This is a genomic window from Dysosmobacter sp. Phy (assembly GCF_054476235.1).
This window is the reverse complement of record NZ_CM136997.1, coordinates 1,389,453-1,404,417: the sequence shown is the minus strand read 5'-3', so window position 1 is coordinate 1,404,417 and position 14,965 is coordinate 1,389,453. Positions and strand designations below refer to the sequence as shown.

General features: G+C 53.8%; 19 protein-coding genes and 1 pseudogene. All 20 read right to left on the bottom strand.

Annotated features, from left to right (window positions below; all coding sequences use genetic code 11):
• Positions 1–45: 45 nt before the first annotated feature.
• Positions 46–492, bottom strand: a complete 447-nt coding sequence (locus ACVDHE_RS06920) for a hypothetical protein (RefSeq protein WP_458886043.1) — start codon at positions 490–492, stop codon at positions 46–48.
• A gap of 94 nt (positions 493–586) precedes the next feature.
• Positions 587–3,013: a VirB4-like conjugal transfer ATPase, CD1110 family gene (locus tag ACVDHE_RS06915; RefSeq protein ID WP_458886042.1), complete on the bottom strand. Its 2,427-nt coding sequence runs from the start codon at positions 3,011–3,013 to the stop codon at positions 587–589.
• Complete coding sequence (locus ACVDHE_RS06910) at positions 2,964–3,365, bottom strand: PrgI family protein (RefSeq protein ID WP_025654217.1); 402 nt, start codon at positions 3,363–3,365, stop codon at positions 2,964–2,966. The genes ACVDHE_RS06915 and ACVDHE_RS06910 overlap by 50 nt, the downstream gene beginning before the upstream one ends.
• Positions 3,366–4,268, bottom strand: a complete 903-nt coding sequence (locus tag ACVDHE_RS06905) for a radical SAM protein (RefSeq protein WP_302608843.1) — start codon at positions 4,266–4,268, stop codon at positions 3,366–3,368.
• 13 nt (positions 4,269–4,281) lie between these two features.
• Complete coding sequence (locus ACVDHE_RS06900; protein WP_458886041.1) at positions 4,282–5,148, bottom strand: VirB6/TrbL-like conjugal transfer protein, CD1112 family; 867 nt, start codon at positions 5,146–5,148, stop codon at positions 4,282–4,284.
• A 66-nt stretch (positions 5,149–5,214) separates the two neighbouring features.
• Positions 5,215–5,310 (bottom strand): annotated as a pseudogene (locus ACVDHE_RS06895) (Maff2 family mobile element protein); the annotation flags it as partial.
• Positions 5,311–5,396: 86 nt separating this feature from the next.
• Positions 5,397–7,016 carry a recombinase family protein gene (locus ACVDHE_RS06890; protein ID WP_458886040.1) on the bottom strand — a complete coding sequence of 540 codons (1,620 nt, stop codon included), beginning with the start codon at positions 7,014–7,016 and terminating at the stop codon, positions 5,397–5,399.
• Between the two features lie 111 nt (positions 7,017–7,127).
• Positions 7,128–7,316, bottom strand: a complete 189-nt coding sequence (locus ACVDHE_RS06885; protein ID WP_020995296.1) for a transposon-encoded TnpW family protein — start codon at positions 7,314–7,316, stop codon at positions 7,128–7,130.
• A 14-nt stretch (positions 7,317–7,330) separates the two neighbouring features.
• Positions 7,331–8,173 (bottom strand): ATP-binding protein, encoded by an 843-nt coding sequence (locus ACVDHE_RS06880; protein ID WP_262670538.1) that lies wholly within the window; start codon positions 8,171–8,173, stop codon positions 7,331–7,333.
• Positions 8,170–8,928: a phage replisome organizer N-terminal domain-containing protein gene (locus tag ACVDHE_RS06875; RefSeq protein WP_087369061.1), complete on the bottom strand. Its 759-nt coding sequence runs from the start codon at positions 8,926–8,928 to the stop codon at positions 8,170–8,172. Before ACVDHE_RS06875 ends, ACVDHE_RS06880 begins: the two co-directional genes overlap by 4 nt.
• A 112-nt stretch (positions 8,929–9,040) precedes the next feature.
• A complete protein-coding gene (locus ACVDHE_RS06870; RefSeq protein ID WP_262670537.1) occupies positions 9,041–9,427 on the bottom strand; it encodes a cysteine-rich VLP domain-containing protein in 387 nt (128 codons plus the stop codon).
• On the bottom strand, positions 9,417–11,033 hold the full coding sequence (locus tag ACVDHE_RS06865; protein WP_262670536.1) for a relaxase/mobilization nuclease domain-containing protein: 1,617 nt from the start codon (positions 11,031–11,033) through the stop codon (positions 9,417–9,419). Before ACVDHE_RS06865 ends, ACVDHE_RS06870 begins: the two co-directional genes overlap by 11 nt.
• Positions 11,005–11,403, bottom strand: a complete 399-nt coding sequence (locus tag ACVDHE_RS06860) for a plasmid mobilization protein (RefSeq protein WP_262670535.1) — start codon at positions 11,401–11,403, stop codon at positions 11,005–11,007. The genes ACVDHE_RS06865 and ACVDHE_RS06860 overlap by 29 nt, the downstream gene beginning before the upstream one ends.
• A gap of 693 nt (positions 11,404–12,096) precedes the next feature.
• Positions 12,097–12,300, bottom strand: coding sequence for an SdpI family protein (locus tag ACVDHE_RS06855; protein ID WP_458886160.1), 204 nt, complete (start codon positions 12,298–12,300; stop codon positions 12,097–12,099).
• A 265-nt stretch (positions 12,301–12,565) separates the two neighbouring features.
• Complete coding sequence (locus tag ACVDHE_RS06850) at positions 12,566–12,763, bottom strand: helix-turn-helix domain-containing protein (RefSeq protein ID WP_117536057.1); 198 nt, start codon at positions 12,761–12,763, stop codon at positions 12,566–12,568.
• Positions 12,756–13,178, bottom strand: a complete 423-nt coding sequence (locus ACVDHE_RS06845; RefSeq protein WP_458886039.1) for a sigma factor-like helix-turn-helix DNA-binding protein — start codon at positions 13,176–13,178, stop codon at positions 12,756–12,758. The genes ACVDHE_RS06850 and ACVDHE_RS06845 overlap by 8 nt, the downstream gene beginning before the upstream one ends.
• A gap of 352 nt (positions 13,179–13,530) precedes the next feature.
• The gene (locus ACVDHE_RS06840) at positions 13,531–13,716 is read right to left on the bottom strand and encodes a hypothetical protein (RefSeq protein WP_015574382.1); all 186 of its coding nucleotides are present in this window, start codon (positions 13,714–13,716) and stop codon (positions 13,531–13,533) included.
• A 62-nt stretch (positions 13,717–13,778) separates the two neighbouring features.
• Positions 13,779–14,204, bottom strand: coding sequence for a hypothetical protein (locus ACVDHE_RS06835; protein ID WP_015574381.1), 426 nt, complete (start codon positions 14,202–14,204; stop codon positions 13,779–13,781).
• A gap of 128 nt (positions 14,205–14,332) precedes the next feature.
• Positions 14,333–14,530, bottom strand: a complete 198-nt coding sequence (locus ACVDHE_RS06830) for a helix-turn-helix domain-containing protein (RefSeq protein ID WP_458886038.1) — start codon at positions 14,528–14,530, stop codon at positions 14,333–14,335.
• Positions 14,523–14,945 carry an RNA polymerase sigma factor gene (locus tag ACVDHE_RS06825; RefSeq protein WP_118751148.1) on the bottom strand — a complete coding sequence of 141 codons (423 nt, stop codon included), beginning with the start codon at positions 14,943–14,945 and terminating at the stop codon, positions 14,523–14,525. Before ACVDHE_RS06825 ends, ACVDHE_RS06830 begins: the two co-directional genes overlap by 8 nt.
• Positions 14,946–14,965: the final 20 nt, after the last annotated feature.

Below are 14,965 nucleotides of genomic sequence, written 5' to 3'. Positions count from 1 at the left end.
GGGCATAAGAAAACCCGCCTCGGTTGAGGCGGGTTTAATCATTTGTTATTTTTTCTTCGGTAACATCGGAATAACATTGTTTAACCACTTGTCGAACTGTTTTCCTTTGTCTCCATCATAAGCATCATATGCGGCAGGATACAAACGTTGAAACTCAGCTTTAAAATCTTCTAATGTGAAATTTTCTGGTAAGGAATCACGCACGCGGGTGAGCTTCTTAGTAATTCCATCAACAAGGTTGCCCTTTGGCTTTTTTCCCAAGTAAAGGGGTTTTCCGCCTTTGGTTACATTCATCGCTTGTGCAGCCCTAAATGCAGCTTCTTTAACAGTAAACACAACATCATGAATCGCTAACCGAGTTAGAATATCTCGAGATTGTTGGCAATCATACTTTTTAAGTTCGTTTACTGCTTCTAGTCTCTCTCGCCAACTATTCTGATTATTGGCTTTCCGTTTGAGTTCCTCAATGTTTGGAGGAGTTTCTTTAATCATAAGAACACCGCCTTCCATATTTTCTCTAATTATAGCAGACATCACCTCATTTGTTAAGTAAGAAATATGAAAATGACCTATTCTATTTCTTTGATTATATGTGTTCCACCTCGCTGGGCTTGGTGGTGAGCAGCTTGTAAAGCTCCGTGTCCTTTGGGAAGTCATCCGCAAAGGGCAGGATGACATTGTTGAAGAACAGCAGCCCGTGTCCCGGCTCGGAGTTGGTCACATAGGCAAGCTGTTCCGCCGAGATGCCCAGCCGCTCCGCTAAAATCTTGCGGTCGCCGGCGGCCTGGTTGAGCATATAGATGAAGTCGCTGTTTTCCAGGATGTTCTCGATCTCCGGGGAGGAGAGCAGGTCCTTGGGGTTCTGGGTTGCCCCCGTAGGCACCCCGCCCCATTTTCTAAACCGCTTCCAGATCTCCGCCGAATAGGCCGCCGTCTGCTCCTCCTTCAGCAGGAGGTGGAACTCGTCCACGAAATACCAGGTGGAGCGCCCGATGGCCCGGTTGATGGTGACGGTGTTCCACACCGCGTCCTGGACAATGAGCATACCGGGCTTTTTCAGGTTCTTGCCCAGGCCCTTGATGTCAAAGCAGACCAGCCGGTTGCGGATGTCCACGGTAGTGCGGTGATTAAAGAAGTTCAGCGAACCGTTCACATACAGATCCAGCGCCTGGGCCACCCGGTCGGCCTCCGGGATGCCCTGCGCCAGCAGCGCCTCCATCAGGTCGCCCAGGATGGGCATATTCTCCGGCCGGGGGTCTGCGAAGTAGGGCTGGTAGATCTTCTGCACCGCCCGGTCGATGACCGTTTTCTCGATGGCCTCCAGCCCCGTCTTGCTCCCCATGATGAGCTCGCAGAAGGACAGGACAAAATCACTTTTCAGCGCCAGGGGGTTCTCCTCGTCTGAATAGTTGAGGTTGATGTCCAGGGGGTTCACATAGTCGGTGCTGGACGGGGACAGCCGGATGACCTGCCCGCCCAGCCGGCGCACCAGGGGCGAATACTCGTCCTCCGGGTCGCAGATGATGACGTTATCTTTGGTGGTCAGGATGATGAAGGTGATCTCCCGCTTACAGCTCATGGACTTGCCGCTGCCCGGCGTGCCAAACACCAGCCCGTTGGGGCTCCTGGACTGTTTGCGGTCCAGAAGGATCATGTTGTTGCTTAAAGCGTTGAGGCCGTAGTACATGGCGTCCCCGCCCATGAACAGCTCCTGGGTGACGAAGGGGACGAACACCGCCAGGGCCGAGGTGGTCAGGCTCCGCTCGATCTTGATACGGTTGAGGCCCAGGGGGAGCGAGGACATGAGCCCATCTTCCTGCTGGAAGTCCAGCCGGGAGAGCTGGCAGTTGTAGGTCTGCGCCACACTGGCCGCCTGAGATACGGCGATCTCCAGCTTCTGCTTGGTTGCCGCCATGTGCATGACCAGGAAGGTCAGATTGAACATTCGCTCATTCCGGCTTTGCAGGTCCTGGAGGATGGTCTTTGCCGCGCCGCCGTAGGTGGCAAGGTCGCTGGGGAGTATGTCCATATCGTATCCGCTCCGTACCGCCCGTTTCTGCTCCGCAATTTTCATGGCGTCCAGGTCGGTGATCTTGCGCTTGACCATCTTGATGGCCTCGTTCTGGTTGATGCCCCGGATGTGCATGGTCACCAGGATATTCCCCTCGGTCTCCATAAACTCCGCCAAAATGCGGTCGTGGATCTCCGGGGCGGTGATCTGCAAAAAGCTCACCGCCCCGTACATCTCGCCGATGCGGAAGGTGCGGGTCTCCCCGAAGTGGAAGGAGGACGGGGCGATGAAGTCCTTGACCGAAAGGCCGCTGGGCGCCAGCCAGTCCCAATCGAAAGCGAACTTCCCGCCCTCCGGACGGCGGCCGTCTGCCGGGTGGAGGATGCCGTGAAGCAGCTCCAGCCGCTCCTTCCCGTCCAGCACATGGGCGGCGGCCCCCATGACCTTGAAGCGGTTGAGGGTGTCGGTCTCGATGCGGGCGAAGCGCGCCCGCGCCGCCGCCAGGTTTTCCGCCTCGATGGTCAGGGTCACATACTTGGTTTTCACATAGCCGTTGCTGCCCCGCTCATACTGAAAGCGCAGTATCCCGGCCGCGTCCTCCCGGATGGGGTCCAGGTCGTCCCCTTGGGGATGGATGCCGAACAGGTCCTCCTCCGGGCCATGCTCCACATACCGGCTGCTCAAAGTCATCTGCACCCCGATGGAGGGATCATAGCCGTTGTAGAAGTCGCAGAGGTGTTCAAAGATGTCCCGCTGGTCCTCCGGCCCGGCCAGGCGGTAATTCACATCCGCAAAGGCAATCGTCTTGGAAAAAGAATTGCCATCCAGCCGGCACAGCCCGTCCGGGAAGATATTGCGGAAGGGGATGCTGTCCTGCACCGTATGGGCTTTCCCATCCCCCTTGGCCTGGCGGACCACCGCCTCGATCTGCTTGCGCTCGGCCCGGGTCAGCTTACGCCTGGGCTTTGCCGTTTTTTCGTGTCTTGCCGTTTTTGCCTGCAATCTTTCTCACCTCCTGTTCCAGTTCGTATTGCCGCAACAGGGCGGAATAGAGATTGTTGGTCTGGTAGATCCGCACCTTGGGGCGAAGAAATTTATTCTGAATGAGATGCCCCAGGAACACCTCCAGGGGCTGCCCGTTGCGCTGGTACATGGCGAACAGGAAGAAAGGCAGCATGACCAGAATCATGCAGAGCGCCGCCGTGGTGGTCCCCAGCGCGCCCCTGCTCAAAAAGAAAAGCGGCACGCCAATAACTGCCGCCGCTCCAAAACATATCACCTGCCGCTTGGTCAGCCCGAACAGGACCTTGCTCTGTACCCGGCTCAGGTCCTTCGGGATCGTTACATAGGCCAATCAATGCACCTCCTTTTTCATGGGAGCATAGTCCTTAAAATCTTTTACCGTGTGGAAAATCCGTTTGTTGTTCACCCACCGCTGAAGATGGCGGGTGATCTTGGGGGCGGTGGGACGCTCATAGATCATCACATAGGGGTCATACCCCAGGGCCCGCAGGGTGTTCACCCGGTAGAGGTCCTGCTCATGGGTGCTGCCGTAGTTGGTCAGTACATACACCCGCCGGTTCCGGTCGCTTCGGATGGCGGTATGCGCCACAAAGCGCCGGAAGTGCTCCGTCAGGTCCTCCTCCGGGTTGTCCCAGGCGAAATGCACCGCCTTGGTCCGCACCTTGTTCAGCAGGGCGATGTTGTCCGGGTTCGTCAGCCGGATGTCCAGTCCCTGGGTAAAGTCCACCAGCGCCCGGCTGGCGGCAAGCTGTTCCAGCAGCGCCTCATGGTCCGGGCAGGCCAGCAGGTTGGGGTCCAGCAGTTTGATCTCGTCCTCACCGCGCCAAAATTCAGAGAGGTCAGCGACTTTGACGCTCCTGCGCCCCTCCTTGCCGCTGACAATGCAAAATCCGCAGTTTCTCGGACAGCCCCGGCTCAAAAAGCCGTAGGCCGTTCCCAAAAACCGCGGATACAAAAAGTAGTCCGGCCGGATGTGCTCAATCTCATAGGGGAGGTCCTTGCCACCCGGCCCATAGCCCGTACCGCCCTGAATGACCTGGTCCGCATTGTTCACCACGATGGTGTCCTTGGAGTAGGTGTCCGTGAATACACGGCTCTTGTAAACCAGGTCATAGCGGCCTTTGGGGCTCCACCACTCCACCCGGTCGCCCCGCCGTGTATGATACTCGGAGAGCTTCATCAGGCAGAGGTTGGGAAAGTTGTGAGAGTCCACATCCACCAATCCGATCTTCAAACAGCCACCTCCTTTAGTGCGCCCCGAACAGGGACTTGGCGAGGCTGCCGGTCTTGAAAAGCGTGAAGCACAAGAGGACCGTGTACCCCATACAGCCCCAAATGGCGCCGGAAATGTTGTCTCCGCTCAAAGAAATGCTCTCCACCAGCACCGCGTAGATCCCCACACAGATCATAATGAGAAACGCCTGGAAGCCCAGGGCCAGCAGGGAGCGGAGATAGTTCTGCCCCGTGTTGCCCCACTCCCGGTTCACCATTGTGGCAAAGGGGATGGGACCTATCGAGGTCACCAAATACACCTCAATCATCCGGCCGTAGATGACCAGGAAGATACAGATGGAGAGTATCTGCGTACACAGCCCCACGAAGATGCTCTGGAACCACAGCCCCAGCAGGGCGCCGATGCTCCAGTCCGCGAGCTGGGTCTCCAGGTCGGCGGTCACGCTGGATATGTCGATGCCTGCGTCCGAGATGATGACGCCGGCGCTCTGGCTCACCACATTCTGCGCCACATCGAACACCGCCATGACGATGTTCCAGGTGTTGGTGACGATGAGCACCGCACAGAAAGTCTTGAAGATCCACTTGAAGAAGATCCAGGTGTCGAAGTCATGGAGATTGTTCTTTTCAATGATGAGCTGGATAAGCTCATAGCACATGACAAAGGTGAGGACGATGCTGGCGAAGGGGACGATGACGGTCTCCGAGAGGTTGCGGACCATGTTGAAGATGCCGCTGTTCCACGCCGAGGGCGTCATGCCCACCTCCCCGGCGATCTCGCCTACCTTGGTATTCAGGGTATCAAACATCCCGGTCAGGTTGGATATGATACCGTCAATGAGCAGTTCCTGGAACCACTCCTGTATCGCGTCAAAGATCAACGGGGATCACCTCCTTTGCGGGAGGCCCCGTGTACCGGGACCTCCCGCGGGTGTTATGGGGAGCCATCAGCCCAGCAGGCCGGACAGCAGCGGGATCAGGGTAATGCCGATGAGGGCGACACCGCCGCCGGCCATGAGCTGCTTGATGCCCTGGGATTTTGCTTATGTGTGATAAAGAAGTAATAGAAGTGTAAAAAATTTTGCCGTTCCTATCCGGCACTTGGCCATTGTGTCGGATAGGTCGGGCGTTAGGCTTCGGGCAAGTCAATCTTGCCGACAAAGCTGTAATAAATCTCAATGTCCTGCCTGCGGGTGCCGTTCTCGTCATAACTGCACTCATGCACGACGATTTTCTCAATCATTTCCCGCAAGAGGGTGGGGGTCAATTCCTCAAAGGCAAGGTGCTTTCGGACAATCCCCATAAACTTTTCCGCGTTGACGGTGGCGGCCTGCGACTTGTCCAGTTCCTCCTGCAAAGCGGCGGCGCGGTCTTTCAGTTCCCGCTGCTCCTGCTCATAGTCTGCCGACAGTTCCATGAAACGCTCGTCGCTGATTTTGCCGTTCACATTGTCCTCATACAGCCGCTTGATAATGCGGCTCACTTCGGAAATGCGCTCCTGCGCCTGTTCAAGCTGCTTCGTGGCTGCGGCGGTCTTTCTCTTGCCGCCGATCTCGTTCTGCTGGATAAGCAGCTTCACAAAGCGGCTCTCATGCTTGGCGGCGTATTCGGTCACTTGCCGGAGATTGGAGAGGACACCGGCGGTCAACAGGTCGGTGCGGATAAAGTGCGCCGTACAGTCGCGGGTGCGCTTCTTGTAGCTGCCGCAGATGTAACAGTCCTGCTTGCGGTTCTTGTTCTGATACCGCTGCTGGTACATCACATGGCCGCAGTCGGCGCAGAACAGCATACCGGAGAACAGCCCCACCTCGTCATAGCGGTTCGGGCGTTTGCGCTGCTTGCGTAACTCCTGCACGCGCTCCCATGTTTCCGTGTCGATAATCGGCTCATGGTGGTTCGGGAAAATGGCCTGCTTCTCGATGGGGTTCTCTACGCTGTGCTTGGTTTTGTAAGAGGGCTTCTCCGTCTTGAAGTTTACCAGACAGCCGGTGTACTCCCGGTTTTCCAACAGGTGGACAACGGTATTTGTCGCCCATTTGCACTCATAGCCGGGGTGGTAGCGGCGGGTGCTGCCCGTCCTGCGGTATTCCAGCGTCCCCGGCGTGGGGATTTGCTGCTCCGACAGCATACGGGCAATCTTGGTCGGGCCGTTCCCGGCAAGGCAAAGCTGGTATATCTGCTGGACAACCGGCGCGGTTTCCTCGTCAACGATATAGTTCTCGTCCTCGTCCATGAGATAGCCATAGACCGGCTTGCTGGTAACGGGCTTGCCGCTCATGCCTTTTGCTCGTTTTACTGCCCTGATTTTCTTGCTCGTATCTCTCACCAGCCATTCGTTGAACAGATTTCGCAGAGGGGTAAAATCGTTTTCCATGCCGCCGTTTGCACTGTCCACATTGTCGTTGACAGCGATAAAACGCACCCCCTTTTGAGGGAACAGCATTTCCGTGTAAAACCCTACCTGCAAGTAGTTTCGCCCTAACCGGCTCATGTCCTTGACGATAACTGTACCCACTTTCCCAGCTTCAATGTCTGCAAGCATGGCTTGAAAACCGGGCCTTTGAAAGTTCGCGCCGGAATAGCCGTCGTCGGTGTACCAGCGCAGGTTGGTAAAGCCATTTTGTTTTGCAAAGGTTTCGAGTATCCGTTTTTGGTTCGATATGGAATTACTCTCGCCTTGCAGTTCGTCCTCATGGGACAATCTCGGATAAAGGGCGGTAATGAGGTTTTGGGTGGCTTGTCTTAACATAAAATCCTCCGTTTCCGACAGCCAGCCCCACTATTCCGTGGTTCCATTGTACCACGGAACAGGGCTGGTTGTATAGCGGCAAAAGTGTCAAATCTGCTTCTTTACAGCTTGTCAAATCGCCGGTTTTTGTGTAGCAGCGGCTTCCGCTTCCAGTACCCGCGCCATTTTGTCGGCGGCGGTGGTGGTAGTGTCTTTCTTGAAATAGCCGGACACGACAAGGACGGAATTGCCCATGCGGATTTCCGTCACGCAGTCGGGGCGGCGGGCGGTGCGGGTATCGTGCTGCTTGTTATCTGCCATAGGCAATACTCCTTTCAGTCGGTAATCAGTTTTTTCATGCTCTCCATTTTCCGCTGTGCGGTTTCCTGCCGGAAGTTCTCGCCGGTAAAGCGTACCGGGACGCACATGGAAAGCAGCCGGTCATAAATCCGGGAATGGGCGGTGTCCTCCGGGTTTCGCAGGTCGTCCAGCGTGAGGTTGGTCGTGACGATCAGCGGCTTGCCGCTGCGGTAACGGCTGTCTATCACATGGAAAACCTGTTCCAGCCCGTATTCCGTCCCGCGCTCCATGCCGAAGTCGTCAAGGATAAGCAGCGGATAGCGGCAAAGGCGGGAAATGTACTCGTTGCGCCCTTCAAAGCTGGCGGCAAGGTCGTTGAGGATAAGGGCAAAGTTCGTCATGTGGACGGGGATTTCTTTCTCCATAAGGGCGTTTGCGATACAGCCCGCAAGGTAGCTTTTCCCGGTTCCCACGCCGCCCCAGAACAGGCAGCCGATATTGTCGGTTCGCATATCCTCCCAATGCTCCACATACCGGCGGGCAATCCCGGCCTGCGGGTTCCTGCCGTTGTCGTTCTCAAAAGTCCAGTCCCGCATGGTGGGGTCGGTAAAGCCCCGGCGTTTCAATTCCTCCACGGTGTCAAGGTGCCTGCGCCGCTTCTCGGCGGCCTCCCGTTCCTCGCGGGCGGCTCTCTGGCAGTCGCACTCTGCCGGGTGGCGGTCACGCCCAAAGATAGCAGCCTTATCCGGCGCAAAATAGGCTTCTTTCGGCTTGCGGCACTTGCCGCAGTACAGTAAACCGTCCTCGCCGGTGTAGTCCTCCGGCTCCGGGGTGGCAGCCGTCATATTTTCCAAAACAGCGTTGATTTCGTTCTTCATAAACTCTCGCCCTCCTTGCATGAGTAGTCGGGTATGCCCTTTTTCGGGGCTTTCTTGGCTGCGTCCTCCTGCGCCCATTTGTAGATTGTGGCGGCATGGCTCTTGTATCGCTTGCCGCTGGACGCGATATGGCAGGATAGCCGGTCAATGTAGTAGTTCCATTTGTCGGGCAGGTCTGCTTTCAGCCCGTCCAGTTCTGATTGCGAAAGAAAGACATTTTCATATCGACCATAAGCGGCGCGGGTGGGCTGTCCCGTATCTAACTCTCGCTCTCTCTCTTTTTCTATCTCTATCTCTTTCTCTATCTCTATCTCTGGTGGACAAATGTCCGCTTGATATGGTGGACATTTGTCCGCCCCGGCCTTTGGCAAGGCTTTCTGCTCCTGCAAAGCCAGCCTTGCCCGCCGTTTCCGCTCCCCCTCGGTAGAGGATTGGCCGATAAGCAGTTCAATGTTGCTCATATACAACGCGCCGTTCTGTAACGGCTCCACAAGCCCCAGCTTCATAAAAATCTGCAAGGCTCGCTCTACGGTGCCGACTTGCTGGCGGGTAATGGTGGCAATCATCTGCGCGGTGTAGGGAATATTTTCATCAAGCTGCAACTTCCCGCCGTTTTTCAGCGATTTCAGGTACAGTTTCAAGAGAATGTTGGAATAGAGGATGCCGTCCTGCATACTTTCCAGCAGCACGATAGCGTCCTCGTCAAAGTAATTCTCTTTCAGCTTGAGGTAGTAGTATTTTCGGTTGTCTGACATGGTTCCTCCTTTGGGTGGATTTGGGGCGTTTGTACGCATTTAGAACGCCGTTTCCGGGGGAAAAGGATAAATGTATCAAGCCCCCGTTGAGGGCGGGCAAAAAACCCTTGATTTACAAGGGTTTGACAGCCCCTAAATGCGTAGAAAGGTGGTAGCGTTTGCGCTGTCGCTCGGCTTCTTTGCGGCGGCGTACTCTGGCGGCGCAGTCGGGGCAGTATTTTCCCCGGTTTGACTTGGGGACAAAGGCCGCGCCGCAGACGGCGCACCGTTTCCGGCTCCCCCGGTACAAGAGGGCTGCGGCCAGTTCCCTGTCAAGGGGCAGGACAGCCACACGGAACCACCGGCACATGAGGGAAAGGGAAATGCTCTGGACGCACATGCAAGGCTCCCCATCGTCCAACAGCAGGCAGTTTCCCTCGTCGTAGTTACAGCACTCATGCACCAGCCGCCGCGCCCGCCGGTGCTGGCGGTAGTCCATGCGGGGCAGCTTATCGCTCATGGCTCTGCTCCTTTCTGCGGCGGGGTTCCTCCCGGCGCAAAATCTGGTCGATATTCCGCTTGACCGTCTGCAACTCCGCATACCGCTGTTTCTGTTCGTGGTAGGTGTTATACAGGCCGGATTTCTTGGAAACAAGCTGCTCGATCTCGGCCTGCAACGCTTTCCGGGCGGGCAGCTTGGTAATGCCATGCTCCCGGAAATACCGGGCGGCTGCGTCGGCTATGATAAAATCGCTCTCATGCGCCTGCCGGTAGGCGGCGCGGGCTTTCTCGGATTTCTGTGCTTTCAGCCCGTCGCGGGCAGGCTTGGTCTTGGCGTAAGCAAGTACCTGTTGCTGCAACTCCTTTTTCCCTTGTAGCTTCGTTTCCAGTGCTTTCAGTTCGCCGCTGGTCTGGCGCATTTCCTGATAGGCGGTATCAACGGCGGCTTCTAACTGCTCCGGGGAAGTGAAGCCATATTCCTGATACACATTCAGCGTCGCGGCCATTTGTTTGAGGTTGTGCATGGTCGCCCAGCGTTCATAGCCCCGGCCTTTGCCCTCGGCTTTCTTCTGCTCAATGTCCACAAGCCGTTGCACATTCGGCGCAGTTCGGGCGGCTCTGTCTGCCCGCAGTTGGTCTTGGATAGAGGGCGGGGTGCTGGATATAGTCGCGGCTTTTTCTGTGGCTCTGGCGGCGTTCTGCTCCAAAACGGCAAGGACAGCGGCGCGGTCAAAGTCGTCGCCCAGCTTCCGGGCGGTAATGGGTTTCGTCCTGTCCGGCGTAAGGTAGGACAGCCGCCCCCGGCTCTCCTTGACGGTTACGCCCTCCCGCAGCAGCAGAGAGGAAAAGTCCTCGAATGAGGTTGCCGCAGACAGCGCGGTGCGTATGGTCTGCCGCAGCTTCTCCTTGTTCGTTTCAAACTTGGTCTGCCGGGGTGTGATACCGCCTGCAATCATGGGGGCGTTCTGCTTATCCAGCGCGGCCTGTCCCTTTTTCTGCGCCCAATACTCCCGGTCGGTCACGCGGTTCTTGCTGCCGTTCAAGAGGTCGATTTGGTAAAGCCCCTCCCGGTGGCACATCTCCATGACTTCGGACTTGAAGTAGCGCAAGGCCGCGTCGGTACAGCGGTGCTTGCAACCGGCTTTCGTGTCGGCTGGCCTGTCCATGTAGGGCAGGAACGGCACCTCCTCTATCCGCAGCGAATTGATAACGATATGCACATGAATGTTGCCGCTGTGGTTATGCCCGTCCGGGTGGGTGCATACAAGGGCTTGGTGGCCGGGGAAATGCTCGGCGCAAAACCTCTCGCCCAATTCCTGCGCCCGGTCTACGGTCAAGCCGTTGTCCGGGCCGTCCCGTGGGTCAAAGCTGATGATATAGTGGTGACTTTTCACATCTTCCCGCTGTTGGTTCTTCCCATAGCGGAGATTTGCCCGCATACAGGCAACGGCAAAATCCTCCGCGCCGCAGTTCAGTGTGGACAGCCGGTAGTCCTCGCGGGGGATAAGCCTGCCGGTTTCATCAAGGACGGGCTTCATGGTAAACTCGTCATGCTCAAAAAGCAGGTATTGTTCGGCGGCTCCGTAGTCGGCGTTTTTAGAGTTGATATGCTTGAGTGTTGCCAACCGCGTCACCTACTTTCTTGAGGACTTCATACTTGAGGGCGGCAAGGTCGGCTATGGCGGCGCGTACCTCGCCGGACAGCGTATTGTAGGGTGCGCCGTACTCATTCAGATACCGGGCAATCTGATTGAGGTTGCCGCCGATCCTGCCGTATTCGGCGGCCAGCTTCCCGACAACGGAGAGCAGTTCGTCATTGACCGCCGACACATGGATAACGGGGCGTATTGTGGTGCGCCGTATCGCCTGCCGGAGAAATTCCGACTGGCTGATACCATAGGGCGCAAGCCGCGCTGTGAAGTCGGCGTATTCATCTTCGGACAGCCGGGTTTTTACAACGCGGCTGCGGTGGGGTGTGTTGTATCGCTTCGGCATGGGCTGTAAACCTCCTTTCACTTATCACAAAAAATGCTCTTATCTGTTAGCCGTTTCCGGGGCGAAAGAGAGAAAAACTTTTCGCCGGACGGAAATCTTTTTTACGGCGCAAGCCGCATAGCAGGGTTTGGGGAAGGCACTCCCCAACAAGTTTCCCGCGAGGGGCAAAACCGCAGAATTGCGGATTTTGGCACCGTGGTAGAAACTTGCTCTAAGACTGCCGCAGACTGCTCCTGTCCGGGTTTTTCCGTACATAGAGCGAACAGGGCGGGGCTTTCAGCCCGCTGTGCGCGGCCTTTTTCCCTTTTCGCCAAAGATACAAATGAGAAGCCGACAGCTACCCGCTGAACGGGGATTGCTACAAACTTTCTTTTGCTTCTGTAATGCGGAAAAAGGAAATTTGGCAACCGGCGGGGCAGAAAATTTTTCCTTTCACTCCCTACACCACTGCGTTTTGAAATCTGCCAAACACCAGGGCAAAAATTTTCCCCTCACTCACTACTACAACCGGCAAGGGGCTAAATGGCCGGGAAGTCAAACGGGCAGCAAAAAAAGCAGCAAATCTTTTTCAGACTTACTGCTTTTGCTGGTCGCCGGTGGCGGCTGGTATTTAGTTTTGAAAGTTCGGGTCAGGTTAGCTCAACAAATTAGGATTTATCAATTTGACTTTAATTCTATTGCAGAGAATAGTAGTTATTTTTTTATTAACTTTACTGGCAACACCAAAATGGCTAATATTGCAGCTATAGTGTATATAAAGAATATTATTATTGTTATATTCATATTTGCTTTAAGCAGATATAAAATTACGGAAACAATAATACCGATAACCGCAAACAAGGCACATAAATTCCCCGCAACATTATTTGCATAGTCCCAATTTTCTTTATTTTCCATTATCTTTTTATTGTGGTATCCTACCCTAAAATCAGGAAATTGAGTATGCTTTTTCTTTAATACAACTGATAAAATCCCTAAAATAAATGCAAAAACAATATAGAGCATAAACAAAAAGAATTTCCCCATGAATACTCTACCTCCCACACAACTTCCAATTTGTCATTGATTTTATTATACTACAGGCAGGATAGGTTTGGAAATAGCTGAATTGTAAACTTACGGAGTGACACTGCTAATGACCGTCGACATTCGGCTTTTCATCTTATCGGTCAAAGCGAAACTTGAATAGCGCGGCGATTAGCTGCTGCTTCACATATTCCTCAACCTCGGCGTTGACCTGCCCGTGTACTTTGGAAAAGTAACGGATATATCCGGCGTAGTGGGAAAGAACGGTGTCGATTGCGTCCGGGTCGCCCTCATGCGCCTTGACGATTGTTTCATAGGGGAGAAGTTTACTCATGGTCTTTTCCCTCCATGAGCCGCCGCAGCCGTTTCAAAGCAAGCTGGATATGCCGCCCCGCTGTGCTGCGTGTCCGGCCGATATGTACGCCGATCACGCGCTGCGGCTGGCGCAGGAAGTAGTAACGGAAAAGTTCTTCCTGTGCCTGCTCCGGCAAACGGGCGAGGGCGGCGGCAAGTTCCGCATGGTACAGAACGGCGGTCTGGCCGCAGGCGGTAAAAAGATATTCTTCAAGCTGCTCCGGTTCGGCAAGCTGGACAAACTTTTCATTCATCAGATAGTCAAGGGAAACTTCCCGTTCCCACCTCCGGCGCAGCTTCAAAATTTTATCTATGGCTGCGTGACGAATGACAATCTTGCAAAAGGCATTGAATGTGTACTGGATATGCACTTTATAGGCTTCATCTTCGGTCATGGAAATTCCCCCTCTCTGATAATAGTGCGGGGCGGCAGCACTCCTTGCTGTCGCCCCTTGATTGCCTATCTGCAAAGGCGGGCGGGGCTGTCAACGGCGGCGCGGTACGCGCCGTTCATCTTGACCGTTGACTGGCTCGGCCGGCTGTGCTATTCATTCGATAATCCAAATTTATCTTTCTTTTTTTTGCTTCTTAATACGGACAAATTTCAAAAATGCCAAACGGACAACCAAAAAAGCAGCAAATCTTTTTCAGACTTACTGCTTTCGTTGGCCGCCGGTGACGGCTGGTATTCAGTTTTGAAAGTTCGAGTTAGGTTGGCTTATGAACAATTCTATAAATTTGAGACCGCTATTTTTTCTTAAATGGAGCAATAAACAGCACCACCATTATAACGACATATATCCCATAAAGAATATATGTAATTGCATTGCTCCACGGAAAACTTGCCTGTGGGTTATTCAAGGCAATAAAGATAAAAACAATCGCAATTACCAGCATAATGGCCGCAATAATTCTTGAATACTTCTTGGTCATATTTTCTTCCTCCTAAACTGATTTTCATGCAACTCATTTTCTCGACAAATAGGGCTTTGTTGTTATAGTGTTTCGATGCTAAACTGATCAGAATACTGACTTATGACCTGTTCAAAAAAAGCTATATCCTTGGCGGCAGTTATTTCTATATACATTTCCGTACCATAATGCTCGCTCCGAATATCATACAAGTCATTTTTTATATTGACTGTGAAATAGCTTGTCATTTTGTTATAGATAGTTTTATCTGTAGGGTTATCTGTCAATAATTCTTCGAGTAGTTCTTTGGTTACAATACCCTTGATTGACACCTCATTTTTATCATCTATGGCAACACCATATAAAGACGCTCTTACAATCTCGGATACTTCTTCTTTCCAGCACCGAATTTCAAATATATCACCAACATTTGCAAAATGTTCAATTATCGTTTTCCACCAATCGGATGAAATAGAACCGTCTATCATCTGGACAGCAAACCGTTTCATAGTATTACCTCAATCATATACCGCTTTATTGTTAATTTTATTATATCATGACCGGCTGTTTGAGAGAATAGGTGAATTGTAAACTTGCTGGGGAAAACCGCTAATGACAGCCAGTGTTCGTTCTTTGTTTATCGGTCAAAGCGAAACTTGAATAGCGCGGCGATTAGCTGCTGCTTCACATATTCCTCAACCTCGGCGTTGACCTGCCCGTGTACTTTTGAAAAGTAGCGGATATATCCGGCGTAGTGGGAAAGAACGGCGTCTACCGCGTCTGGGTCGTCCTCATGGGCTTTGACGATTGTTTCATAGGGCAGAAGTTTACTCATGGCCTTTTCCCTCCATGAGCCGCCGTAGCCGCTGCAAGGCAAGCTGGATATGCCGCCCCGCTGTGCTGCGTGTCCGGCCGATATGTACGCCGATCACTCGCTGCGGCTGGCGCAGGAAATAGTAACGGAAGATTTCTTCCTGTGTCTGCTCCGGCAATAGGGCAAGGGCGGCGGCAAGTTCCGCATGGTACAAAACGGCAGTTTGGCCGCAGGCAGTAAAAAGATATTCTTCAAGCTGCTCCGGCTCGGCAAGCTGGACAAACTTCTCATTCATCAGATAGTCAAGGGAAACTTCCCGTTCCCACCTCCGGCGCAGATTCAAGATTTTATCTATGGCTGCGTGACGAATGACGATCTTACAAAAGGCGTTAAAGGTGTACTGGATATGCACTTTGTAGGCTTCATCTTCGGTCATGGAAATCCCCCCTCTCTGAA

Bases quoted from the DNA above. Each gene is read 5' to 3' on its own strand.
- ACVDHE_RS06835 (WP_015574381.1), bottom strand. From the start codon at position 14,204: ATGAAACGGTTTGCTGTCCAGATGATAGACGGTTCTATTTCATCCGAT.
- ACVDHE_RS06870 (WP_262670537.1), bottom strand. From the start codon at position 9,427: ATGAGCGATAAGCTGCCCCGCATGGACTACCGCCAGCACCGGCGGGCG.
- ACVDHE_RS06875 (WP_087369061.1), bottom strand. From the start codon at position 8,928: ATGTCAGACAACCGAAAATACTACTACCTCAAGCTGAAAGAGAATTAC.
- ACVDHE_RS06845 (WP_458886039.1), bottom strand. From the start codon at position 13,178: ATGACCGAAGATGAAGCCTATAAAGTGCATATCCAGTACACATTCAAT.
- ACVDHE_RS06885 (WP_020995296.1), bottom strand. From the start codon at position 7,316: ATGGCAGATAACAAGCAGCACGATACCCGCACCGCCCGCCGCCCCGAC.
- ACVDHE_RS06920 (WP_458886043.1), bottom strand. From the start codon at position 492: ATGATTAAAGAAACTCCTCCAAACATTGAGGAACTCAAACGGAAAGCC.
- ACVDHE_RS06880 (WP_262670538.1), bottom strand. From the start codon at position 8,173: ATGAAGAACGAAATCAACGCTGTTTTGGAAAATATGACGGCTGCCACC.
- ACVDHE_RS06825 (WP_118751148.1), bottom strand. From the start codon at position 14,945: ATGACCGAAGATGAAGCCTACAAAGTGCATATCCAGTACACCTTTAAC.
- ACVDHE_RS06855 (WP_458886160.1), bottom strand. From the start codon at position 12,300: ATGGAAAATAAAGAAAATTGGGACTATGCAAATAATGTTGCGGGGAAT.
- ACVDHE_RS06850 (WP_117536057.1), bottom strand. From the start codon at position 12,763: ATGAGTAAACTTCTCCCCTATGAAACAATCGTCAAGGCGCATGAGGGC.
- ACVDHE_RS06830 (WP_458886038.1), bottom strand. From the start codon at position 14,530: ATGAGTAAACTTCTGCCCTATGAAACAATCGTCAAAGCCCATGAGGAC.
- ACVDHE_RS06860 (WP_262670535.1), bottom strand. From the start codon at position 11,403: ATGCCGAAGCGATACAACACACCCCACCGCAGCCGCGTTGTAAAAACC.
- ACVDHE_RS06840 (WP_015574382.1), bottom strand. From the start codon at position 13,716: ATGACCAAGAAGTATTCAAGAATTATTGCGGCCATTATGCTGGTAATT.
- ACVDHE_RS06890 (WP_458886040.1), bottom strand. From the start codon at position 7,016: ATGTTAAGACAAGCCACCCAAAACCTCATTACCGCCCTTTATCCGAGA.